Source organism: Allofustis seminis DSM 15817 (assembly GCF_000374325.1).
Classification (GTDB): Bacteria; Bacillota; Bacilli; order Lactobacillales; family Carnobacteriaceae_A; genus Allofustis; species Allofustis seminis.
Window position 1 is genome coordinate 1 of sequence record NZ_KB894086.1, and the last position, 21328, is coordinate 21328.

At 37.9% G+C, this 21328-nt stretch carries 23 protein-coding genes, 5 tRNA genes and 1 rRNA gene; 27 read left to right on the forward strand and 2 right to left on the reverse strand.

Features of this window, described 5'->3' with window-relative positions; translation table 11 throughout:
• The first annotated feature begins 162 nt into the window (after positions 1-162).
• The 3 genes from rrf to C231_RS0106335 all read left to right on the forward strand — a co-directional run bounded on the left by rrf (position 163) and on the right by C231_RS0106335 (position 452).
• A 5S ribosomal RNA gene (gene rrf / locus C231_RS0106325) occupies positions 163-278 on the forward strand.
• An 18-nt stretch (positions 279-296) separates the two neighbouring features.
• A tRNA-Asn gene (locus C231_RS0106330) sits at positions 297-369 on the forward strand.
• A 10-nt stretch (positions 370-379) separates the two neighbouring features.
• Positions 380-452: transfer RNA gene (locus tag C231_RS0106335), tRNA-Thr, on the forward strand.
• Positions 453-666: 214 nt separating this feature from the next.
• Here C231_RS0106335 and C231_RS07965 read toward each other — a convergent pair.
• Positions 667-1407, reverse strand: a complete 741-nt coding sequence (locus tag C231_RS07965; protein WP_018659788.1) for a helix-turn-helix domain-containing protein — start codon at positions 1405-1407, stop codon at positions 667-669.
• Between the two features lie 53 nt (positions 1408-1460).
• Between C231_RS07965 and C231_RS08590 the strand changes: the two genes are divergently transcribed.
• The 13 genes from C231_RS08590 to C231_RS0106405 all read left to right on the forward strand — a co-directional run bounded on the left by C231_RS08590 (position 1461) and on the right by C231_RS0106405 (position 13545).
• Positions 1461-1634, forward strand: coding sequence for a hypothetical protein (locus C231_RS08590; protein ID WP_018659789.1), 174 nt, complete (start codon positions 1461-1463; stop codon positions 1632-1634).
• 299 nt (positions 1635-1933) lie between these two features.
• Positions 1934-2803: a polymorphic toxin type 50 domain-containing protein gene (locus tag C231_RS07970; protein WP_169333941.1), complete on the forward strand. Its 870-nt coding sequence runs from the start codon at positions 1934-1936 to the stop codon at positions 2801-2803.
• A 12-nt stretch (positions 2804-2815) separates the two neighbouring features.
• Positions 2816-3025: a hypothetical protein gene (locus tag C231_RS0106355; RefSeq protein ID WP_018659791.1), complete on the forward strand. Its 210-nt coding sequence runs from the start codon at positions 2816-2818 to the stop codon at positions 3023-3025.
• A gap of 72 nt (positions 3026-3097) precedes the next feature.
• Positions 3098-3427: a hypothetical protein gene (locus C231_RS0106360; protein WP_018659792.1), complete on the forward strand. Its 330-nt coding sequence runs from the start codon at positions 3098-3100 to the stop codon at positions 3425-3427.
• Positions 3428-3651: 224 nt separating this feature from the next.
• Entirely contained in the window at positions 3652-4377 is a 726-nt protein-coding gene (locus C231_RS0106365) for a minor capsid protein (RefSeq protein WP_281164036.1), read from the forward strand.
• Positions 4361-4651: a hypothetical protein gene (locus tag C231_RS0106370; protein ID WP_018659794.1), complete on the forward strand. Its 291-nt coding sequence runs from the start codon at positions 4361-4363 to the stop codon at positions 4649-4651. The genes C231_RS0106365 and C231_RS0106370 overlap by 17 nt, the downstream gene beginning before the upstream one ends.
• Before the next feature lie 693 nt (positions 4652-5344).
• Complete coding sequence (locus C231_RS08785) at positions 5345-5479, forward strand: hypothetical protein (protein WP_018659795.1); 135 nt, start codon at positions 5345-5347, stop codon at positions 5477-5479.
• Positions 5480-5488: 9 nt separating this feature from the next.
• Positions 5489-7222 carry a carboxypeptidase-like regulatory domain-containing protein gene (locus C231_RS0106380; RefSeq protein WP_018659796.1) on the forward strand — a complete coding sequence of 578 codons (1734 nt, stop codon included), beginning with the start codon at positions 5489-5491 and terminating at the stop codon, positions 7220-7222.
• 228 nt (positions 7223-7450) lie between these two features.
• Positions 7451-8320, forward strand: coding sequence for an aldo/keto reductase (locus C231_RS0106385; protein ID WP_018659797.1), 870 nt, complete (start codon positions 7451-7453; stop codon positions 8318-8320).
• A 93-nt stretch (positions 8321-8413) separates the two neighbouring features.
• Positions 8414-10339 (forward strand): fructose-bisphosphatase class III, encoded by a 1926-nt coding sequence (locus tag C231_RS0106390; protein WP_018659798.1) that lies wholly within the window; start codon positions 8414-8416, stop codon positions 10337-10339.
• Between the two features lie 57 nt (positions 10340-10396).
• On the forward strand, positions 10397-10957 hold the full coding sequence (locus tag C231_RS0106395; RefSeq protein WP_211214238.1) for a hypothetical protein: 561 nt from the start codon (positions 10397-10399) through the stop codon (positions 10955-10957).
• A gap of 184 nt (positions 10958-11141) precedes the next feature.
• On the forward strand, positions 11142-12776 hold the full coding sequence (locus C231_RS0106400) for an ABC transporter permease subunit (protein WP_040408079.1): 1635 nt from the start codon (positions 11142-11144) through the stop codon (positions 12774-12776).
• Between the two features lies 1 nt (position 12777).
• On the forward strand, positions 12778-13545 hold the full coding sequence (locus C231_RS0106405; RefSeq protein WP_018659801.1) for an amino acid ABC transporter ATP-binding protein: 768 nt from the start codon (positions 12778-12780) through the stop codon (positions 13543-13545).
• A 49-nt stretch (positions 13546-13594) separates the two neighbouring features.
• On the opposite strand, the gene C231_RS0106410 is transcribed toward C231_RS0106405, so the two are convergent.
• On the reverse strand, positions 13595-14089 hold the full coding sequence (locus tag C231_RS0106410) for a prolyl-tRNA synthetase associated domain-containing protein (RefSeq protein WP_018659802.1): 495 nt from the start codon (positions 14087-14089) through the stop codon (positions 13595-13597).
• Positions 14090-14270: 181 nt separating this feature from the next.
• Here C231_RS0106410 and C231_RS0106415 point away from each other — a divergent pair, with 181 nt between their 5' ends.
• The 11 genes from C231_RS0106415 to C231_RS07975 all read left to right on the forward strand — a co-directional run bounded on the left by C231_RS0106415 (position 14271) and on the right by C231_RS07975 (position 21312).
• The gene (locus C231_RS0106415; RefSeq protein ID WP_018659803.1) at positions 14271-15254 is read left to right on the forward strand and encodes a PTS sugar transporter subunit IIB; all 984 of its coding nucleotides are present in this window, start codon (positions 14271-14273) and stop codon (positions 15252-15254) included.
• A 12-nt stretch (positions 15255-15266) separates the two neighbouring features.
• Entirely contained in the window at positions 15267-16061 is a 795-nt protein-coding gene (locus tag C231_RS0106420; protein WP_018659804.1) for a PTS mannose/fructose/sorbose transporter subunit IIC, read from the forward strand.
• Positions 16062-16076: 15 nt separating this feature from the next.
• The gene (locus tag C231_RS0106425; protein WP_018659805.1) at positions 16077-16997 is read left to right on the forward strand and encodes a PTS system mannose/fructose/sorbose family transporter subunit IID; all 921 of its coding nucleotides are present in this window, start codon (positions 16077-16079) and stop codon (positions 16995-16997) included.
• Positions 16998-17020: 23 nt separating this feature from the next.
• The gene (locus C231_RS0106430; protein ID WP_018659806.1) at positions 17021-17383 is read left to right on the forward strand and encodes a DUF956 family protein; all 363 of its coding nucleotides are present in this window, start codon (positions 17021-17023) and stop codon (positions 17381-17383) included.
• A 303-nt stretch (positions 17384-17686) separates the two neighbouring features.
• Positions 17687-18583 carry a cation diffusion facilitator family transporter gene (locus C231_RS0106435; protein ID WP_018659807.1) on the forward strand — a complete coding sequence of 299 codons (897 nt, stop codon included), beginning with the start codon at positions 17687-17689 and terminating at the stop codon, positions 18581-18583.
• 46 nt (positions 18584-18629) lie between these two features.
• The gene (locus C231_RS0106440) at positions 18630-18905 is read left to right on the forward strand and encodes a GNAT family N-acetyltransferase (RefSeq protein ID WP_018659808.1); all 276 of its coding nucleotides are present in this window, start codon (positions 18630-18632) and stop codon (positions 18903-18905) included.
• Between the two features lie 147 nt (positions 18906-19052).
• Positions 19053-19124 (forward strand) — tRNA-Glu (locus C231_RS0106445).
• Positions 19125-19133: 9 nt separating this feature from the next.
• Positions 19134-19215 (forward strand) — tRNA-Tyr (locus C231_RS0106450).
• A gap of 12 nt (positions 19216-19227) precedes the next feature.
• Positions 19228-19299: transfer RNA gene (locus C231_RS0106455), tRNA-Gln, on the forward strand.
• A gap of 121 nt (positions 19300-19420) precedes the next feature.
• Entirely contained in the window at positions 19421-20278 is an 858-nt protein-coding gene (gene cdaA / locus C231_RS0106460) for a diadenylate cyclase CdaA (RefSeq protein ID WP_018659809.1), read from the forward strand.
• Entirely contained in the window at positions 20278-21312 is a 1035-nt protein-coding gene (locus tag C231_RS07975; RefSeq protein ID WP_018659810.1) for a CdaR family protein, read from the forward strand. The genes cdaA and C231_RS07975 overlap by 1 nt, the downstream gene beginning before the upstream one ends.
• Positions 21313-21328: the final 16 nt, after the last annotated feature.

Below are 21328 nucleotides of genomic sequence, written 5' to 3' on the forward strand. Positions count from 1 at the left end.
AGGTAGATAGGTGGGAAGTGGAAGCATCGTAAGGTGTGGAGCGGACCCATACTAATCGGTCGAGGACTTAACCACTACGCGTAAGGGAAAGCGCGGTGTTGACGAAGTCGTGTTGAAGCAACGCTCTAGTTTTGAAAGAACAACGTTCTTTTTAAAGAAAAGTGTGGTGGTGATGGCCAGAAGGCACCACCTGTATCCATCCCGAACACAGCCGTTAAGCTTCTGAGCGCCGAGGATAGTGAGGGGTTTCCCCTTGTGAAAGCCGGACGCTGCCACGCTTTGATTTTTTATAAGATTCCGCAATAGCTCAGTCGGTAGAGCACGTGACTGTTAATCACGCTGTCGCAGGTTCGAGTCCTGCTTGCGGAGTACTTTTTTTGCCACTTTAGCTCAGTAGGTAGAGCGCATCCATGGTAAGGATGAGGTCGCCAGTTCAATCCTGGCAAGTGGCTCTCATAAAAATGGTGTAAACCCTTGATATAATAGCGTTTGTCAGTGATGTAACTGATGAGCGCTATTTTTATTGTATTTCATTTTACATTATCCTTTCTCTTGTTTGGCGACTAGATTTAAGGTATAATGTATATACAAAAATCCCTTTACGAAGGGGATTTTCTTTCTTACACCACTTTCTATCTTGGCGGATGGGGAAGTGGTGTTTTTGTTTTATTTCAAAACTTGTTTCTTTTTTTCTTCGAATTCTTTCTTGCTTATTATTCCTAAATCAAGCAGTTCTTTATATTGCTTCAATTCTTCAAATTTATCGCCTTTGTTTTCGACTGATTGCAAATGAACGTCTCCGTTCGTTTTAAATTTTTTCATGGTAATGCCACCATTTACTGCAAAGACGCCCAATTCGCCATTTTCAAGCACGGACTGGGGTTTGTATTCGATAATATCGCCATCAAAAAATTCAGGTTCCATGGAGTCGCCGTTGACCATGAGGCGGATGGTTTCTAAGCCGACAAAAGGAACGGGTTGTTGTCCGACAAGGGGTTCGCCTGCAGCCGTCTGCCCCACCACGTAGTCTGCGTAATGTTCTTCCAGTCGTTGCTGCTCCAATTGGTGTTCGGCGAAGTGGTAGACTTTTTCTTGGCGGGGTTCAGAAAGGTTTTCAGAAACTTTGTTTATTTTTTGAAGTATAGATGGTAGCTCGGTTTTGTTCAGTTGTGGCAACTTCACAGAGTCCTGAACTCCATCTAGAAACATGTCTAGACTCATGTTGAAAGCGTTGGAGATGTTTTGAACCGTTTCCAAAGAAGGAATAATTTCCTTTCCGGTTCCTGGATTAATTCCTTTTTCAAGCATGGAAATGTAGCCTTTAGTCAAATTGGATTTGTCGGCTAATGTTTGCATTGCATATCCATGATTTTTTCTTAATTGACTAATTCTTTCGCCAATTTTCAATGTGAATACCTCCTTATCCCTATATTTAGAAGTTAAGGAAAGGAGGAAATAAAATGAGTAAGAAAGATAAAAAAAGAAAAAATGAAGAAAGGAGAAAAGAAAAAGAGTTAAGAGAAAACCGATTATACAAGTTAACAATTATTGTATTAATTGTTGAAATCATAGCAAATATAATCGAAGTTATCTCAAAACTCTTAAAAATAAAAGTTTACGGGCTGGGGCTTTAGCCTAGCCCGTTTATTTTTCTTACTCATAAGATATCATGAAAAAAGAGAAAAAGCTAGAAATTTTGTTATATATGTTGATTGTTTTAAATTTAGTTAAAATTGTTATTGATTTAATTCAGATGTTCAATTAGTAAATATAATTGCTATCCCAAAAGATAGCTTTTATATTTCGGCAGTGAGTTTAATGTAGTAAACGAGGTGAAAAATTTGGAGATATGTATATTATATAGAATTAAAAAAATTAGAGAAGATAAAAAATGACACAAGAAGAGTTGTCTGAAAAAATCGGTGTATAAATGGTGTCTAAGAAAATAAGATTTATACTAAGAATTTCTGGCGATTTGAACAAAAAAGTAGAACAAATATCGAAAGAGCAACAAGCCTACGAAGAACTAGAAATCGATTGTTACCATATTGTGGCTACTTTAGATGTCCGCACAAGCGCTATTTGTCAAGATATGGACGGGAAAGTATTCAAGCTAAGTGAATATGAACCTGGAACAACGGCTCCACCGTTTCATAACTACTGTCGAAGTGCCACCGCTCCGTATTTTGATGATGGGTTAATGCCTCGAAGAAGATGGGCAAGAGATCCCGAAACGGGCAAGGGGGAAATAATTGATGGTGATATAAAATATGGAGACTGGAAGCGTTCCTATGTTGATAAATACGGACAACGTTGGTGGGACATTCAAGAGAAAATGGTAAAAAATGAAACTGTAGATAAAAGGTTACTTAAGAATTACCGTAAAATCCTTGGCAAAGAAGTGCCTAGAAGTCTTTCAAAGTTCCAAGAATTGAAGTATAATAAGCTTGAACAATGGATACAGTTACAAGACCGCTATTATGTAAAAAGTAGGTTAGAAGACGGAAGATGGACTTCTATCATAAACCCAGAAAAACAAGCACCACATATGGAATCTACTGTAACCCCTGACAGAAGTTACTTTTACGATGAGGTTAATGTTCAAGATATATTTGATAGATATGCCGGAACGGGTATTGTAGGCAGAAACTATGATGGTCGACGAAATAATACGGAAACAGTTATTTTAGATAGAGTGATTGGCGTTGCGGTATCCAAAAATAGAGTAGTGGAGACTAGTGTAATTCGAATCCATTATTCTGCAAAACGAACGCACATAAGTCCTGTATTTCCCCAAAGTTAAGAAGTGTTATTTATGAATGTTGAATATTATCCGGGTACCCAATTAAAAGTTGAATTTATAGATGGACAAGTAATGATAGGAGAAGTTTTCACATTTGAATCATCTGATAACACAGACACTGGCCTAGATGAATTAATATTTGTTCCCGAATCAGGAAAACTCAAAGGGAGACACGTTGTTTTTAATGAATCAGAAGTAAAAAATATTGAAGTCTTAGATTAAATCTATAAAATTGCACCTCCAAGGAAACTTGCGGGTGTTTTTTCATGCGTAAAATTAAAGGAGGCGGAATGGATGGGCGAAAGTGACACAGTGAATGTTTTAGGGGCACGTTACACTATTGTGTATAATGATCCTAAATTAGAGAACAACGAAGAAATGGATGGCTATTGCGACTTTTACGGTAAGCGAATAGGCATTGCTAGAATAGATGAGAGCGGGTATGATTTTACCGATTTAGAAGCCTACAAGCAAAAGGTCGTGCGCCATGAAGTGGTCCATGCTTTTCTGTTTGAGTCAGGACTAGATATCAGTTCGGAATGGGGACGAAACGAAGAAATCGTTGATTGGATCGCTTTGCAGTTGCCTAAAATTGCTCAAGTGTGGGAACAATTAGAAAGATAAAAATAAAGCAATCATCAGCCAGCGTATGCTGGTTTTTTTCATGCAATAAAACCTCGCCATTTTGGTATTTTGGGCGGTAACTACAAAGACATTGTCGTGGAACGTGACCACGGAAAACAACGGAAATGAAAGAAAGGATAGATGCACATGTTTACAACGGAAGAAGCACTTAAAAAACTTGGATTAAATTAAGCACTTAACTGTAAAGGTTAGGCGCTATTTTTATACCCAAAACAGAGTCAGCACGTGTTCAAAGCGGTTCGCAAAAATTAGCGTTTGAAGCATTTGGAATTGAACAGTATGAATTCATTGCGGAAGCTGATCGCAAGACGTGTTCAATTTGCGGGGAACTAGATGGCAAGACATTTAATGTCAAAGATATGGTACCTGGTGAAAACGCGGCGCCGATGCACCCGAATTGTCGGTGTTCAGTAGCAGCGTATGCGGATCGTGAAGGGTTAGATGAGCAGTTTAAAAAAACAAATGGAGAACCTTCGCGTGGTGGCTTAAGGATGAATTTGCAGTTCTTTTCAATTAATGATGAACGTGAAATACTTAAAAAGATAGCCGAGAATAAAATTGACGCAGAATTATTTTATAAAAGAAAAGAAGAATTTGATAAAGTTTTCGAAAGAGGCATAGTAACTCCAATAGAAACAGTGTATAATAGCAATGATAGCTATTACCACATAATTAACGGGCATGAAAGAGATATATTTCATAAAAACGGTGTGAAAAGAATTATCAACACTTTGAAGGAGCCTAAAGTGGTGTTAAAAACACAAGATAGATTTGGAATACAGGCGAATTCTTACATTGAAAACAAATCAGAAAGGCCATTATTAGTTGTAGTTCGAAAATCTGTTGTTACTGCATACGTTCCTGATGAAAACTATTTAAGAAACAACATATTTAAGAAAGGGGAGAAAATATATGACCAAGAAGATTGAGTTTTGGCGGGGGGACTATGGATTAGATCCCAATATACCTAGTTTACATATTCAGTTTGAAAGAATGGATAGAATGGATACTGGTGAAATTGAACTTGATAGTAATGTTGATGCAATCTTATTTACCAGACAAAATGGTAAAAAGATCGGAGGATTGGAACTAGTAAATCCACAGGGGTTTATTGATTCCCCTTTAACAGATAAAATTAAAGTTAACGGGCACAACGTAAAAGAGTTAGCGGTTGAATTATTGCAGAAATTAAAAGAAGGTTGATTAGCACTTAACTGTAAAGGTTAGGTGCTATTTTTATACCCAAAATCAAGTCAGCACTCCTATGGAGTGGTGGCTCTTTTATTGTCCGAAATGACGGTAAACTACTCGACATACGGTCGTTAACTGGCATAGACGTACGGTCTTTAAACGGAGGGAAGTAATATGACAGAAGAAAACAAAAACGTTCAAGGAGTAGCATAAAAGGCGGCATTATAATGGCTTTTTGGGCAGATGATATATTAAATGCTATAAAAATTTGCATCATATTAGAAAATATACTATGATGAATGGGCAAAGTGTATCCGTTCTTTGCCCATATATGGAAAGTTCAGGTCGCACCTGAACGACGAAAAAGGAGTGCATCACGTTGTCTATGCAGAGGCCTTATATCTGTCTCTTTTGGTCTCGTGGGACATTTTTTGCGAATGCACTCTTTTTGTTTTGCGGTGGGATAATGGCTAATTAATATTAGTATCTAAGCCATTTTATTCTTTATCGCTTTCAATCTACAAATATTCAAAGGCATTGCTCATTATGAGCGTGCTTTTTTTGTGGGTGGATACGATTTTTATCAAGGGTATAGGATGCTGCTATTGGTACTATAAAATTTAAAAAGACAATGTTGAAAAAAGCAATAATTCGGGTTGTTTTTCACAGAGCAAAACGGTATAGTTGATAGAAGGGGGGATACATATGAAATTAAAAGAAATGGCAACGACCTTTACAACGGCATCGCTAGCTTTGGCGTTGATGGTACCTGTTGTATCAAATGTAGCCTTCGCAGAAGAAGTAGAAGAAGGTACGACAGAAGGAACTGAAGTTGTATAAGTAGAAACTGTGGAGACTAAAGAAGATACGGTTGCAGCAGAAGTTGCTGAAAATGAAGCGACTGAAGAAAAAGCAGAAGAACAAGCAACCGAAAAAGAAGATAAAAAAGAATCGGCTGTATTAGAAATGGCTGAGGAAAATATTCCTACAAAATTAGGTGATCCAGCACCAGCGGAAGCGCAAAAAACAACATTTAATGTGAAATTCGCATGGCGCTATACTGATGATTCTGAGAAACCTTTTTACAATCCAGCAGATACAGGTAAAAAAGTTGATTTCTATTTCTATGTAAGTGGCATTACAGGAACGGACGTTAAGACAGGTAAAAAAGTTGATTATATGACGGGCTGGATAAAACGTACTTTTACTATTGGGACCGATGAAATTATTCCGCTCCGATTAGATCGCGATCACTTAGGTAATCAATATAAAGATATTGATGCACATGCAGCAAGCGTCACCCTTGGTACTGGTATTTTTAAAGATGAACAAGGAGAAGTTTTTAATCGAAATACACGTTATTATGCATCAAAAGGCGGTGGCCCAAGTGGACCTAACCCTTATGACTTCCGAATTCCTATTAGTCAAGCGATGGAACTCGGCGTCCTCTTTAATCAAACAAATGATCTGAAAGTACCTGCTGAACATGAAGGCAAAATTAATATTCGCTTTAATGTAAAAGACAAAGAAACAGATAAACTTGTCAAGGGTGGAAATGGTAAAGTTATCGAAGACGTTCTAACTTTTGAAAGTGGTGCAGACACTGCTCTCATTGACAACAATAACTATGAGACGGGTTTTGCACGCGCATTAAGATCTGGACGATTAGACTTATTTAGCGCTTATACTGGAAAATATAAGGACTATCAAGTGATTGCTGAATTTACGGGCGAAAATAAACAAGAGCTTGAAAAATATTATACGATCGTAGTGGACGGTAATGATTTGGATGGCTGGGTGGTAACATTAGCACCTAAAGCTGCCTACCGTGTGACCTTTACGGATAAAGAAGGACATGAATTATTACCACCTAAAGATGTTCAATATGCAGAAACTGTTGGCACTGTTCAAGCCCCTACAGCCCCTGCAGGCTATGTTTTTGATGCATGGTATGAACAGACAGGTGTCGATCAAGCAGGACAGCCTATTTTAGCGACAACACCTTTTGATGCCGCTACAAAAATCATTAAAGATACCCAACTGGTTGCACAATTCATGAAATTACGATCTGCCACTGCAACGGTTATTGACCAAGACGGTGCAGGACTAAAAGGTCAGACTGTGGAAGTCTATGATGCCGATGGCGCTCATGTTGGAACGATTACAACGGACGAACGTGGACTCGGATTTGTTCATGACTTACGCCCAGGTAAAGATTATACCTTTAAATTAATGTTTGGCGGTCGAGTCAAAGAAGAACAAACAGTAACCATTACTGAAAACTACATCTCTGGTGTTACATTCCGACTTCATAGTGAGCCGATGAAACCTCTTGTGCCAGCAGAAGAAAAAGAAACAGACAATGAAACAGACAACGAAACAGGCAACGAAAAAGATGAAGGCAAAGTTGAAGAAAATAGCAACGGGGAAAACGAAGAGGGCGACACTAAAAAAGGCAAAGAAAAAGAAGACAAAAACAAATTGCCTAAAGCAGGTGAAGCCGTTGGTCTAGGTGCAGCTGTTGCCTATCTATTTTCTGGAATTGGTTTATATGGTGTTACACGTCGTAAAGAAGAACAATAAGACTAGAAATTAATGAATGAGCGTATCTTTTAGTAGATACGCTTATTTTTTGTGAAATGAAAAGGCCATGGCTGTCAATGAATTAGGACAAGGCTTATAAATTTTAATGTGATCTATTATTTTTTGGTTGGCCAAAAATGAAAAGGCTTTTTTTATTTTTTAAAATCGTTTGAAGGTGTTATAGTGGAGATGTGAAATGTTTTCTAAAATGTAATAGGAGGAAATGAAATGATATGGAATGAATCATTGACTTTGCATAATGGGGTGACCATTCCTCAATTAGGACTGGGGACATGGGAGATTGCTGATGATAAAGTGGCAGATGTTGTGAAAGCAGCTATTCAAATGGGTTACCGCCATATTGATACGGCACAAGCTTATGAGAATGAACGAGGTGTCGGCGAAGGGATTGCAAAGAGTGGTGTGGATCGAAAAGAATTATTTGTTACTACTAAAGTTGAAGCAGAAATCAGAGATTATGATGAAGCACTCCAATCGGTGGAAGATTCTCTAGAACGTCTAGGACTGGATTATGTGGATCTATTATTGATTCATAGTCCGCAACCATGGGATGATTTTCGCTCGGATCGTCACTATTTTGAAGAAAATGTAAAAGTATGGCAGGCACTGGAAAAATTATATAAAGAGAAAAAGACACGTGCTATTGGCATTTCTAATTTTGAAGTGATCGATATTGATTATTTGTTTGACCACGCCACGATTAAACCAATGGTCAATCAGATACTTGCCCATATTAGCAATACGCCCTTTGATGTGATTAAACATAGTCAAGAAAAAGGAATGATTGTAGAAGCTTATTCTCCGATTGCTCATGGAGAGATCTTACACCATCCAGAAATTGTGAAGATGGCAGACAAATATCATGTATCTGTTCCGCAATTATGCATTCGCTATGGCATTGAGTTAGGCTTAGTTACCTTGCCAAAATCTGAAAATCCTGCACATATTAAAAGCAATGGCGATGTCAATTTTGAAATTTCTGCAGAAGATTTGGAAGTTTTGAAAATGATGGAACGTATCGAAAATTATGGTCAATTTGATAAATATTCTGTGTTCAAGCATGGCATTAACCAATAAAAGTTATAAAACAAACAATTATAAAGACACCGTTTAGGCGAGTCGTTCTAATAAGGCGATATAATAAATTCTTAGGATTAGACGGAGGAACGTATGCAGACGAAGTATTACCAGCTCTTAAAAGAAAAATTTCCAACAAAAGAGAGCGTCTTAACTGAAATTATTAATTTAAAGGCGATATTGGAGCTTCCTAAAGGAACAGAACATTTTATGAGTGATCTGCATGGAGAATTTACAACATTCAACCATGTGATGCGCAATGGTTCGGGAAGTATCAAGGCGAAATTGCAAGAATGTTTTGCCGACGCCCCAGATAAGGATCTTGATGAATTAGCAGTGTTGATCTATTATCCGACAGATAAGCTCAATCTTGAGAAACGTCGTCGCGATAAAGAGTCGCTGGAAAAATGGTATGTTCAGCAATTAGAAGATATGTTAACAATGACACGTTTTTCGAGCAAGAAATATTCTCGTTCGAAAGTTCGCCGAGCATTGCCACCACAATATCAATATATTCTGGAAGAACTTCTATATGATGGAAATCAAGATTTTGACAAAAATGAATATTATCAGTCCATTTTAGATAATTTATTGATGCTTAATCAGATGTCGTCACTGCTGCGTGAACTTGCAATTACCATTCAAAACTTGGTGGTTGATCATTTGCATATTGTGGGCGATATTTATGATCGTGGTCCTGAGCCAGATAAAATTATCGAACGCCTAATGTGGGCGCCGTCAGTAGATATTCAATGGGGCAACCATGATATCTTATGGATGGCAGCCTTAGCAGGTTCAAAAGTAAGTATTGCGGGCCTAATTCGTATTAGCGCACGTTATGGCTATCTTTCAATTTTGGAAGATCATTATGGAATTAATTTACGCCCTTTTGTAGAATATGCAGAACATTATTACACTCCTATTGCAGCTTTTGCTCCAAAGTTGAAAGAAAATCATTTAGAAATTTCAGAAAAAGAAAAAGATCGCATGAATGTTGTGCAACAAGCAGCAATGATTTTACAGTCTAAATTAGAAGGACAGCTATATGAACGTCGCCCAGAGTTTGAAATGGATGACCGCATACTTTTGAAGCACATCGACCCTGATAATTGGTCAGTGCAACTTAATGGCGAAAGCTATTCGCTTAAAAACTTTCATGCACCAACTATTGATTTTTCGGCTCCTTTATGCTTAACGCAAGAGGAACACCAGCTACTCAATCAATTAAGACAGTCTTTTCAAACGAATGAGAAATTCAAACGACATATTCATTTTTTGCTAAATAAAGGTTCTCTTTATTTGATTTATAATAATAATTTACTTTTGCATGGTGGCATCTCAATGAATGAAGATGGAACATTTAGTACATTTCATACAGGAGGGCGTACATATCAGGGACGACAATTTTTAGATTTTTGTGAACAACAAGTTTATAAGAGCTTCAAGCGAAAAGATACGGATGATTTTGCGACAGATTTTCTTTGGTATTTGTGGTGCGGGCCAAAATCGCCGCTTTTTGGTAAAAATGCAATGAAAACATTTGAACGTTACTATCTTGAAGACAAGCGTACACATGTCGAAGTAAAAGATCCTTATTATCTCATGCGCGATCAAGAAGAGATATGTTTGAAAGTTCTTCATGAGATGGGAATCTATAGCGATAATAGTCATATTATCAGTGGCCATATTCCAGTAAAGGAAAAAGATGGCGAGAATCCCGTCAAAGCGAATAGACGACTGATTGTCATTGATGGCGGATATTCTAAAGCTTACCAAGCTACTACAGGAATTGCGGGATATACGTTGCTATTTAATAGTTATGGTCTGCAACTAGTAGCGCATCAGCCATTTGAGTCGATTGAGAATGCGGTGATGAATAAGACGGATATTTTATCAACCAAACGCTTAGTTGAAAGTGTAGATGAAAGACTTCGCGTTAAAGATACAACGATAGGTGAACAATTACAAATTGAAGTGGATGATTTAGAATTTTTATTTGAATATTTTGAACAATTTTAATATTAGAAAGGGTTAGGCATGTATATCTTATGTTTTAGACAGGGAAATGTGCAGCATATGGTGGGAATCTTTGAATCGCTTGAGATGGGACGTGAATGGGTCGCGAAAATTCCTGGTTATGAAAGGAATGACTTTACCTATGATGGCGAGCCGCAAGTCGAAGAGATGATTTTTGAGGATAAATTACCAGATTATATCGAAATCCCTTGTAATAATCAGCGAATTCCATTGACAAAATGGATGTTTGAAGAAGAACCAGGCCCAATGATTGATATTGTATGGCTGGAATTGCCCCAATTTGATGGATCAGGGAGTGGCTTGGTAGATGGTATGACACGTGTTGATGCTTATAGCATTCCAAATGATAAGATGAAAGATTATATTCAAGGACGTGAAGATAACTATCTGCGTGTTAAACAATACTTAGAATCAAAGAATTATCAGGTCAAGCGAGAATTTCGCGGATCGCAAGATGGTGAGGCGATTGTCTATCGTCAGAAAAAACGAGATAGCGACTGGCACTTTTTAATGCATATGGATCCTATTTTTGCTGAACAATTTCCAAAAGATGAAGCAGAGATGATTCAACTAATAGAAGAGAATTTAATTAGCGAATAATTTATTCTATATGAGCAACTTTTCACTTTTAAAAACATCAGCTGAAAATCGATGGCGTATTTTTTCGAGTGGCTGTAAAGTGAAAAGTTGTTTTTTATTTGAAGATTTTTGATATTTGTATATAAAAAGACTAAAATGGAAATATAAGGAAAGTATTATTAAGATTAGAAAGTAGTGGATAATAATGAGACGAATAAAAAATTGGTTGTGGGGTGTTTTGATGGCGTTAGCCTTGTGCGCGTCACTTCCCCCGTCACCCCTACATGTTGTAGCAGATGATGTTAGTGAGCCTCTTGGCATTTCAATGGAAGCGCTGAATGAAGGACTGGAAACGCCAGGCATTCTTCGCGTTGGAATGGAAGCAAATTATGCACCTTTTAACTGGTCGCAACCTAATGATGAAAATGGGGCTGTTCCTATTAGCAATTCAAAAGGCGAATATGCGAATGGTTATGATGTGCAAATGGCTAAGAAACTTGCGGAGTTGCTCGGTCTCAAGTTGGAAATTGTGAAGTTAGAATGGGACGGTCTGCCACCTGCTTTAGCAAGTGGTAAGGTTGATGCAATTATTGCAGGGATGTCGGCGACACCTGAACGAAAAGAGCAGATTGATTTTACCAATAATTATTATGACAGTAAGATGGTTTTGGTTGTAGATAAAGAAGGACCATATGGTCATGCTACTTCCTTAAAAGATTTTAAAAATGCACGCGTTACTGCTCAGCTCAATACCTTTCATGTGGATTTAGTGGACCAAATTCCTGAAGTAAAAAAACAAACACCGATGGATAGTTTTCCAACAATGATTTCGGCGCTACTTGCTGATAAAGTGGATGCCTATGTATCAGAAGAACCTGGTGCGATGGCTGCCGTTGCAGCAAATCCTCGATTAGAATATATTCTTTTTGATGAAGGGGAAGGTTTTGATCTGACAGATGTTGATACAGGAATTGCAGTAGGTCTTCGAAAAAATTCAGTTCTTACAGAATATTTCAATCAAGCGTTGGAACAAATTCCTGAAGAACAGCGTCAAGCCTTAATGAGAGAAATGGTCGATTTAAACTTACGCCAGGAAGAAACATCATTTTGGACCGATGTAAAAAGATTATGGGATATCTATGGAAACCAATTCATAAGCGGTGCTAAAAATACAATGTTAATCGCACTCATCTCTACCGCAGTCGGTGCGATAATTGGCTTATTAGTTGCTCTCGTGCGTGCTTTAAAAATTAATAATAAAAAACATCCGCTCGGTTCATTCTTTCACCGCGTTGTCGATTTTATACTTGTTGCCTATATTGAAATATTCCGCGGTACCCCAATGATGGTTCAGGCGATGTTAATCTTTTATGGAATGAAATTATTCTTTGATATTGATATGACATCGATGACGGCGGCCTTTTTAATTGTTTCGATTAATACAGGAGCTTATCTGGCAGAAGTGTTCCGAGGAGGTATTCAAGGTGTAGATGAAGGCCAATCAGAAGGTGCTAAAGCGATTGGTATGACGCATACACAGACGATGATTTATGTGGTACTGCCTCAAGCGATTATAAGTATCTTGCCTACTTTAGGGAATGAATTTGTCATTAATATTAAAGACACATCGGTACTTAATGTTATTGCCGTAACAGAACTATTCTTTGTAACGCGTTCTGCAGCAGGCTCGACTTATATGACATTCCAGGCATTCTTTATTACCTCTGTGATTTACTTTGTTCTGACATTTGTGACCACACGTTTGCTTAATTTCTTAGAAAAACGAATGACAGGATCTGATAGTTATGAAGTCTATGAGTCAGAACAGGAGGGAGCATAAAATGAGTGAGAATGTAAATGATACAATTTTACAAGTGTCCCATTTGTCAAAGAAATTTGGCGATAATGAAGTGCTGAAAGATATTAATTTCTCAGTCAAAAAAGGGGAAGTTATTAGTATTATCGGCAGTTCCGGCTCAGGTAAATCAACACTGCTTAGATGCTTGAATTTGTTGGAAGAGCCAACAAGTGGCGATATTATCTACAAAGGAAAATCAATTTTGAACCGCCACTACAAAGTGAGTCATTATCGTGCGGAAGTGGGGATGGTTTTCCAACAATTTAATTTATTTAAAAATATGAATGTTTTGAGAAATTGTACGATCGGTCAGGAAAAAATATTAAAACGTTCTAAAAAAGAAGCAGAAGAGATAGCATTAGCGAATTTAGAGCGTGTCGGCGTGGCTCCATATATCCATGCGAAGCCGCACCAACTTTCCGGTGGTCAGCAGCAACGTGTGGCAATTGCTAGAGCGTTGTCTATGGATAATGAGATTTTATTATTTGATGAACCAACTAGTGCACTTGACCCAGAAATGGTCGGCGAAGTATTAGAGACCATGACACAGTTGGCACGTGAAGGCTTGACGATGATTGTTGTAACGCATGAGATGGACTTTGCACGCGATGTTTCAACACGCGTCTGTTTTATGGAGCATGGTGTGATTGTGGTAGATGATGTTCCAGAAGAGGTCATCAACAATCCACAGAATCCACGTCTAAAAGAATTCTTGTCGCGTTATCTTAGCGATCGTATTGCGAGTGAATAATAAAAAATGCACATCTGAAATTTCAGATGTGCATTTTTTTATTTTGACTTTATAAATCGACAATTTCGAGTTCAAAACCGACCGACTCTATATATTTGAAAGTGTCGGGCGTTGAAATAAAAATAGTCTTCGTATTGTCATTTGGATGGAAACTTTGGCGTGCTTCATGGGTAATATCTAAATCATAATAGACTTTGATATCTTTTGCATTTTCATATTCTAATCCGAATATTGAAATGGTTCCTGGTGTCTGATTGATTTTTTCTAGGATATTCTCTTCATTTGCAAATTGCAATCGTGATGATCCAATAATTTCTGCAAATTTTTTCATGTCCAAACGTTTCTGATCATCCATAATAAGCATATAATATTGCGTCTTCTTACGGTTGGTCAACAGTAAGGTTTTTGTACGTACACCTTCGATTCCCTCAATAAATGAGTCAGCCATTTCAGTCGTATGAGCAGCAGGATGCTGAATAACTTCGAAATTTATGCCTAATTGATTGAGTTGGTCATAGATGTGAAGACTGTCCGATTGGCCCATATGAATCCCCTTTCTTTTTCCTTAGTATAAGTAACTGCCTAAGACTTTACAAGTCTTATACATTTTTTGAAAAAAGCAGACTTTTTATTGGATAGTAATATTTGATGGATTTATATGAAAAAGAGTTAGAGGTATGTTACACTCAAATAGGTAGAACTAAAATTTATTAGGAGGTATAGAGATGGTAGGAATCATCTTGGCAACCCATGGTAAATTTGCGGAAGGCATTTTACATTCGGGTGGCATGATTTTCGGTGACCAAGAACAAGTGGCCATCGCCAATATTATGCCTGAAGAAGGTCCAGAAGATATCCGTCAGAAGATGTTAGATGCAATTGATACTTTTGATACGGATGAAGTACTCTTTCTGGTCGATCTTTGGGGTGGTACACCATTTAATCAGGCTAGCCAACTGGTAGAGGAAAAATCGGACACACGTGCTTTAATTGCGGGGCTTAATTTGCCGATGTTAATTGAAGCATATGCGGCAAGATTTTCGATGGAAACAGCCCACGAGATTGCAACACACCTTGTCGATCTTGGGCGAGATGGTATTAAGACATATCCAGAGTCTTTAATGCCAAAAATTGCACAAAAAACAGATGGACATACAAAAGGGGCTATGCCGGAAGGAACTGTTGTAGGCGATGGCAAAATAGATATTGTGTTAGCGCGCATTGATACACGCTTGTTGCATGGTCAAGTTGCGACAGCTTGGACACGTGCAACCAAGCCTAATCGTATCATTGTCGTCTCAGATGCAGTATCTAAAGATCATATGCGTAAGAAATTAATTGAACAAGCGGCACCTCCAGGGGTAAAAGCAAATGTCGTGCCAATTTGGAAAATGGCAGAAGTATTCAATGATCCGCGCTTTGGTAAAACACGTGCACTTCTTTTATTTGAAACGCCTCAAGATTTATTGGAATTAATCCAAATGGGTGGAAAAATTGAAGAAGTTAACGTTGGTTCGATGGCACATTCTGTTGGTAAGGCAGCGGTTAACCAATTCTTATCCTTAGATGAAGAAGATGTTAAAACTTATGAACAATTAGAAGAACTAGGTGTTTCATTTAATGTTCGCAAAGTACCGAGCGATTCTCGTTTAGATATGGACAAAATTCTAGAGCACGCTCGCGAATTGTTAGAAAAACAAAATAGTTAGGAGAGGTATAACATGAATATGATTCAAGTAATACTTGTAGTCATTGTGGCATTCTTTGCTGGTATGGAAGGAATTCTAGACCAATTCCAATTTCATCAACCGCTCGTTGCTTGTACACTTATTGGTTTGGTAACGGGGAATTTAGAAGCGGGTATTATTTTAGGCGGTTCCTTACAGATGATTGCCCTAGGCTGGGCTAATATTGGTGCAGCAGTTGCACCAGATGTGGCATTGGCAAGTGTTGCATCATCTATCATCTTAGTTTTAGGCGGTCAAGGCAAAGAAGGTGTTTCGACCGCGATTGCAATTGCCGTTCCGCTAGCTGTAGCTGGATTATTTTTAACGATGGTCGTTCGTACATTAGCTGTTCCTGTTATTCATATGATGGATAAGGCTGCCGATGAAGGCAATTTTAGAAAAGTGGAATTATTACAGATTGCGGCCCTCGTTATGCAAGGACTTCGTATTGCGATTCCTGCACTCTTGCTATTATTTATTTCACCTGAGATTGTGCGCGGACTTTTAGAATCTATGCCACAATGGGTTGCTGATGGTATGGCAATCGGTGGTGGTATGGTAGTGGCTGTTGGTTATGCAATGGTTATTAATATGATGGCTAGTCGTGAAGTTTGGCCGTTTTTTGCATTAGGATTTGTAGTGGCAGCAATTAGTGACTTGACCTTGATGGGACTTGGAGCGATCGGCGTATCGCTAGCCGTCATTTATTTGAATTTATCAAAAATGGGCGGTTCAAATGGTGGCAATCAAGTCGGTGATCCTCTCGATGATATTCTCAATGACTATTAGAACGGAGTGAATAAAATGACAGAACAATCACCAAAAATTGAATTAACTAAAAAAGATCGATTAAATGTCATGTGGCGCTCGACTTTCTTACAAGGTTCATGGAACTATGAGCGTATGCAAAATGGTGGCTGGGTTTATACATTAATTCCAGCGCTGAAGAAATTGTACACTGATGAGGAAGACCGTAAATTGGCTTTGAAGCGGCACTTGGAATTCTTTAATACACATCCATATGTTGCTGCACCAATTGTGGGTGTGACATTGGCACTTGAAGAAGAACGTGCAAATGGTGCACCAGTAGATGATGTAGCAATTCAAGGGGTTAAAGTGGGAATGATGGGACCGCTTGCGGGTGTTGGAGACCCCGTCTTTTGGTTTACATTACGTCCAATGTTAGGAGCCCTAGGTGCATCGCTTGCACTTAGCGGAAATATTGTGGGACCGATTTTGTTCTTTGTTTTGTGGAATGCAATCCGTATCGCTTTCTTATGGTATACTCAAGAATTAGGCTACCGCGCGGGAGGCGAGATTACAGAAGACTTATCTGGTGGATTATTGCAAGATATAACAAAGGGTGCATCAATTCTTGGAATGTTCGTGTTGGCGGGATTAGTACAGCGCTGGGTGAATATTAATTTTGCACCAGTTATTTCAGAAGTTCAACTGCAACCCGGTGCATTCATTGAATGGGACAAGCTGGCGCAAGGTGCTAAAGGAATTCAAGAAGCATTATTACAATATGATGCGGGACTGTCGCTTACCTCAACCAATGTGACAACACTTCAACAGAACTTAGACTCACTTATTCCAGGTCTTGCTGGTTTGCTACTTACATTTTTATGTATGTGGCTTTTAGATCGTGATGTTTCACCAATTGTGATCATTATCGGTTTATTTGTTGTAGGTGTTGCAGGTCATGCTGTAGGAATATTCTAGATATTTTGGAAAGGAAGTCTGTGATGGTAAAGCCCTTAAATACAAAAGTTGATCTCATAATGGATGGGACAAGCTATCTAGGCCTTAATGATTATGGTCGCTTAATTGTTGGCGATAAGGGATTTGAATTTTACCATAAATCAGATCCACGCAACTATATCCAAATACCTTGGGAAGAAGTGGATTATATCACAGCTTCTGTTCTTTTTGGTGGTCGCTGGATTCCGCGTTTTGGAATTCAAACGAAGAAAAATGGTTTTTTCACATTTGCAGCAAAAAAACCAAAGAAACTCTTACGAGCGATCAACCAATATATTGAAACGGATCGAATGCGACATTCTCTTAGCTTTTTTGAAGTGTTAAAACGAGCAATCTGTCGCCATTAAAAGAAATAGAACCTCAAAGGAGTGCTTGCCTATTTTATAGGGGCCATGAGGTTCTATTTTTTATTAGGAATTTAGTTAAAGTGCTAGCTTAATTTATACAATGCACAAGCATATATTGGGGTCATATTTTTTAGGTTATTGAGAGCCATCTATTTTGTTAATCAATTCATTTTCGTTATAAAAGTAACGCAAAATTTAGGAAACTTAAATCATTTATTAGGCGCGCTAAATGAGATAATCAATAGGTTTTGCAGCATTTTTGTGCTATTGTATAAGTACGAAATTAGAAGGAGTTTTTTGGAAATGAAAATAAAAATTCCAAATAATAGAGCGGATTTGAAAGCAGCAGAACAAGGCGCAATGATAAGCATCGCGTCCTATTTGTTGTTAACGACAATGAAGCTATCGGCAGGGATTATCTATCATTCAAGTTCTCTTGTTGCAGATGGTTTGAACAACTTAACAGATGTAATCTCTTCTGTTGCAGTGCTTGTTGGACTGAAAACAGCACAGAAACCAGCAGATGATGACCATCGTTATGGTCATTGGCGAGCAGAAACGATCGCAAGCTTGATGACTTCATTTATTATGTTTTTTGTGGGGATCGAAATCTTGCGCAAAAGCATTGAGAAAATCGTAACCCAGACACTAGATAAGCCCGATATTAATGCGGCGCTTGTAGCATTAATGAGTGCAGCCATTATTTATGGAGTGCATCTTTATAATAAGAATCTTGCAAAAAAATCAAATAGCAAAGGTATTTATGCGGTAGCTAAAGATAACTTGGCTGATGCCTTAACTGGTTTAGCGACTGCAGGCGCTGTCTTTGCATCAATTATTGGTGCAATTTGGTTAGATATATTGATGGCTATTGTTGTTGCTTTTATTATTTTAAAAACGGCAACAGAAATTTTTCGCTCAAATGTGTTTGAGTTATCGGATGGATTTAATGAAGATAAATTGGAAGAATATAAGCGAACGCTTGAAAGAATTCCTCAAGTTATTCATGTCAAGACGATCCGCGGCAGAATGTATGGGAGTTATGAATATTTAGATGTGACAGTTCAAGTAGACCCGCAGCTATCCCTTGTTTTTGCCCATGATTTAACAGAAGAGATAGAAGAAATTCTTGCTATAAAACATCAAATTGCTCACACACATGTTCATGTGGAACCATATGAGGAACATATTAAAAAATAAAGTAATGATTTCAAAAGTTAGCCCTTAATTTTAAAGGAGGAGTTCCATGAAATTTATTCATAAAGATCAAAAAATATTCTATCAAAACAATGAAGGTAATGAATTAGCTTATTTGCAATATTCTATTTCCGATGATGGAAAAGTATTAAATGCGGATGCTACATTTGTCGATCCATCCCTTAGAGGTCAAGGTGTAGCACGACAATTGGTAGATGCATTGGCAACATATGCTAGAGAACATTCATTGAAAATCAAACCAATATGTAGCTATGTTGTGCATCTTTTCGATACAGTGGATGACTATCAAGATATTGCATTATAAAGTGGCAAGAAAAACTCTTCAAAGATGAGCATGTCATGATGCGATTTGAAATTGCATTGTGTGGCTTTTTGAAAGAGTTTTTCATTTTTTAAAAAAGTCTTGACAAGTGATTATTATTTTCATAGAATAATAGACGTGGCTAATTCTGGCCCCTTGGTCAAGCGGTTAAGACATCGCCCTTTCACGGCGGTATCACGGGTTCGAATCCCGTAGGGGTCATGATAAAACGGTGGGATAGCGAAGTGGCCAAACGCAGCGGACTGTAAATCCGCCCTCATCGAGTTCGAAGGTTCAAATCCTTCTCCCACCATTTATATTTGATTGGGCTATAGCCAAGCGGTAAGGCAACGGGTTTTGGTCCCGTCATTCCTAGGTTCGAATCCTAGTAGCCCAGTATAAGACAGCAAACATTGTTTGCTGTCTTTTTTTGTTGTCAATTCTTTGGTGAATACATGAAATCTTATGTCGCAAGTGGTATAATATTAACAACTTATTGAAAAAGGAGTGTGCCGAGTTTGCCTGATATAGTTGAATGGATCAAAAGCTTCAGTGTACAGAACTTCTGGTCAATTAAGACCTTTATTTCAATGATCGATATTTTAATTGTGAGTTTCTTTATTTATCAAATTATAAAAATTTTAAAAGGAACGAGAGCGACCGAGTTGTTGAAAGGAATACTGGTGATCATGGTGATCAAAGTATTCAGCTCTTTATTCCAATTATATACAACAGAATATATTATAGATTTCGTTATTCAATGGTCTGCTTTAGCACTCATTGTGATTTTTCAACCTGAATTGCGGCGAGCGCTTGAACATTTGGGACGTGGCACTTTATTTACGTCCCAGAAAAAGGCAAATCCTACGCAGAAAATGATAGAAAGTATTGCAGATGCTGCCGAATATATGGGACGGCGTCATATTGGGGCATTAATTTCGCTAGAGATGAAGTCACCTTTAACTGAATTTATTAAAACAGGAATTCCGGTTCATGCAGATATTTCTTCCGAATTATTAATTAATATTTTTATTCCGAACACGCCTTTACATGACGGTGCAGTGATTATTCGGGAATATCAAATTGCAAGTGCTGCGAGCTATTTGCCATTATCGGAAAGCCCTAATGTTCCTAAAAAATTTGGAACACGACATCGTGCAGCGATTGGCTTATCGGAAGAGACGGATGCTATTACGGTAGTCGTTTCAGAAGAAACAGGTGAAATTAGTATCGCACATCGTAGCACATTAACGAATGATATCTCAAAACAACAACTCATTGATTATTTAAATGAATATTATCTTGTTGAAGATGACAATAAAAACAGCTGGATCCACAGATTGCAACAACTGATTGGAAAGGTTGTGAATAACTGATGAAATTTGATATGGAAAGTCCATGGAAAACGAAATTATTGAGCTTGTTAATGGCTATTTTATTATTTTTCTATGTATCTTATGAAAATGGTTCTAAATTTCAATCGAATAATCAAAGCAGTGTAGCAAGTGTTGTCAGCTCGGAAGTTCTAACGGATATTCCGATTGAGGTGAATGTGAATACTGATAAATATTTTGTCTCAGGTATTCCTGACGGCGCGACAATACGACTTGAAGGGCCGCAAGCGATTTTGTTTCAGACAACAGTTACACAAAATTTCAAAATTACGACCCCTAACTTGAATGAATTAGGTGTGGGGACACATCAAATAACATTGGAAGCGAGTGGCTTGTCAAATGAAATTCATTATAGTATTAGCCCTGCCGAGATTACTGTTACAGTCGAAGAAAAAGAACAACGTGAATTTTCGGTTGAAGTCGAAGTCAGTTCTAAGTTAGACTTGGCAGAAGGCTATAGCATGGGCGAGCCTGAGATCCAAGAAAAAACGGTTGTTATTACTGGGGCACCTTCCACATTAAATAAAATTGATAAAGTTAAAGCCATTGTTGAAAGTGACATCAAAGCCATTACGCAAGATATTACAGTGCTGGCGAATTTAGTTGTTTTAGATGCTCAAGGAAATCCGCTGAATGTCAATGTGAGTGTTCCTCAAGTTAATGTTCGAATTCCAGTATCTGAAACAAAAAAAACAGTGCCGATTGTATTGCGAATGCATGGTCAACAAGCAGGCTATAAATATAAATTGGCACTGAGTGAGAATGAATCCAAAAATATCACAGTCATTGGCGATACGGATGCCATTAAAGAAATTGCTAATTATCCGATAAATGTCAATGTCGAAGGGATAACAGAAACCCAAGTGATCGATGTGAGTTTGGATCAGTTACCTGAAGGAATTAAAGAAGTCAATCGTGATGTTGTGAAAGTACTCGTTACCGTAACAAATTCATCTGGCGAATCAACCAGTGAAACGAGTAGCTCATCGCAATCACGACGAAATGAAAATGAATAAAAGATAAGGAGAAATC

What these genes read in the sequence shown, in the direction of transcription:
- C231_RS08590 (WP_018659789.1), top strand. Translation starts at nt 1,461, where the DNA reads ATGAGTAAGAAAGATAAAAAAAGAAAAAATGAAGAAAGGAGAAAAGAA.
- C231_RS0106355 (WP_018659791.1), top strand. Translation starts at nt 2,816, where the DNA reads ATGAATGTTGAATATTATCCGGGTACCCAATTAAAAGTTGAATTTATA.
- C231_RS0106360 (WP_018659792.1), top strand. Translation starts at nt 3,098, where the DNA reads ATGGGCGAAAGTGACACAGTGAATGTTTTAGGGGCACGTTACACTATT.
- C231_RS0106370 (WP_018659794.1), top strand. Translation starts at nt 4,361, where the DNA reads ATGACCAAGAAGATTGAGTTTTGGCGGGGGGACTATGGATTAGATCCC.
- C231_RS08785 (WP_018659795.1), top strand. Translation starts at nt 5,345, where the DNA reads ATGAAATTAAAAGAAATGGCAACGACCTTTACAACGGCATCGCTAGCT.
- C231_RS0106385 (WP_018659797.1), top strand. Translation starts at nt 7,451, where the DNA reads ATGATATGGAATGAATCATTGACTTTGCATAATGGGGTGACCATTCCT.
- C231_RS0106390 (WP_018659798.1), top strand. Translation starts at nt 8,414, where the DNA reads ATGCAGACGAAGTATTACCAGCTCTTAAAAGAAAAATTTCCAACAAAA.
- C231_RS0106395 (WP_211214238.1), top strand. Translation starts at nt 10,397, where the DNA reads ATGGTGGGAATCTTTGAATCGCTTGAGATGGGACGTGAATGGGTCGCG.
- C231_RS0106400 (WP_040408079.1), top strand. Translation starts at nt 11,142, where the DNA reads ATGAGACGAATAAAAAATTGGTTGTGGGGTGTTTTGATGGCGTTAGCC.
- C231_RS0106405 (WP_018659801.1), top strand. Translation starts at nt 12,778, where the DNA reads ATGAGTGAGAATGTAAATGATACAATTTTACAAGTGTCCCATTTGTCA.
- C231_RS0106410 (WP_018659802.1), bottom strand. Translation starts at nt 14,089, where the DNA reads ATGGGCCAATCGGACAGTCTTCACATCTATGACCAACTCAATCAATTA.
- C231_RS0106415 (WP_018659803.1), top strand. Translation starts at nt 14,271, where the DNA reads ATGGTAGGAATCATCTTGGCAACCCATGGTAAATTTGCGGAAGGCATT.
- C231_RS0106420 (WP_018659804.1), top strand. Translation starts at nt 15,267, where the DNA reads ATGAATATGATTCAAGTAATACTTGTAGTCATTGTGGCATTCTTTGCT.
- C231_RS0106425 (WP_018659805.1), top strand. Translation starts at nt 16,077, where the DNA reads ATGACAGAACAATCACCAAAAATTGAATTAACTAAAAAAGATCGATTA.
- C231_RS0106430 (WP_018659806.1), top strand. Translation starts at nt 17,021, where the DNA reads ATGGTAAAGCCCTTAAATACAAAAGTTGATCTCATAATGGATGGGACA.
- C231_RS0106435 (WP_018659807.1), top strand. Translation starts at nt 17,687, where the DNA reads ATGAAAATAAAAATTCCAAATAATAGAGCGGATTTGAAAGCAGCAGAA.
- C231_RS0106440 (WP_018659808.1), top strand. Translation starts at nt 18,630, where the DNA reads ATGAAATTTATTCATAAAGATCAAAAAATATTCTATCAAAACAATGAA.
- C231_RS07975 (WP_018659810.1), top strand. Translation starts at nt 20,278, where the DNA reads ATGAAATTTGATATGGAAAGTCCATGGAAAACGAAATTATTGAGCTTG.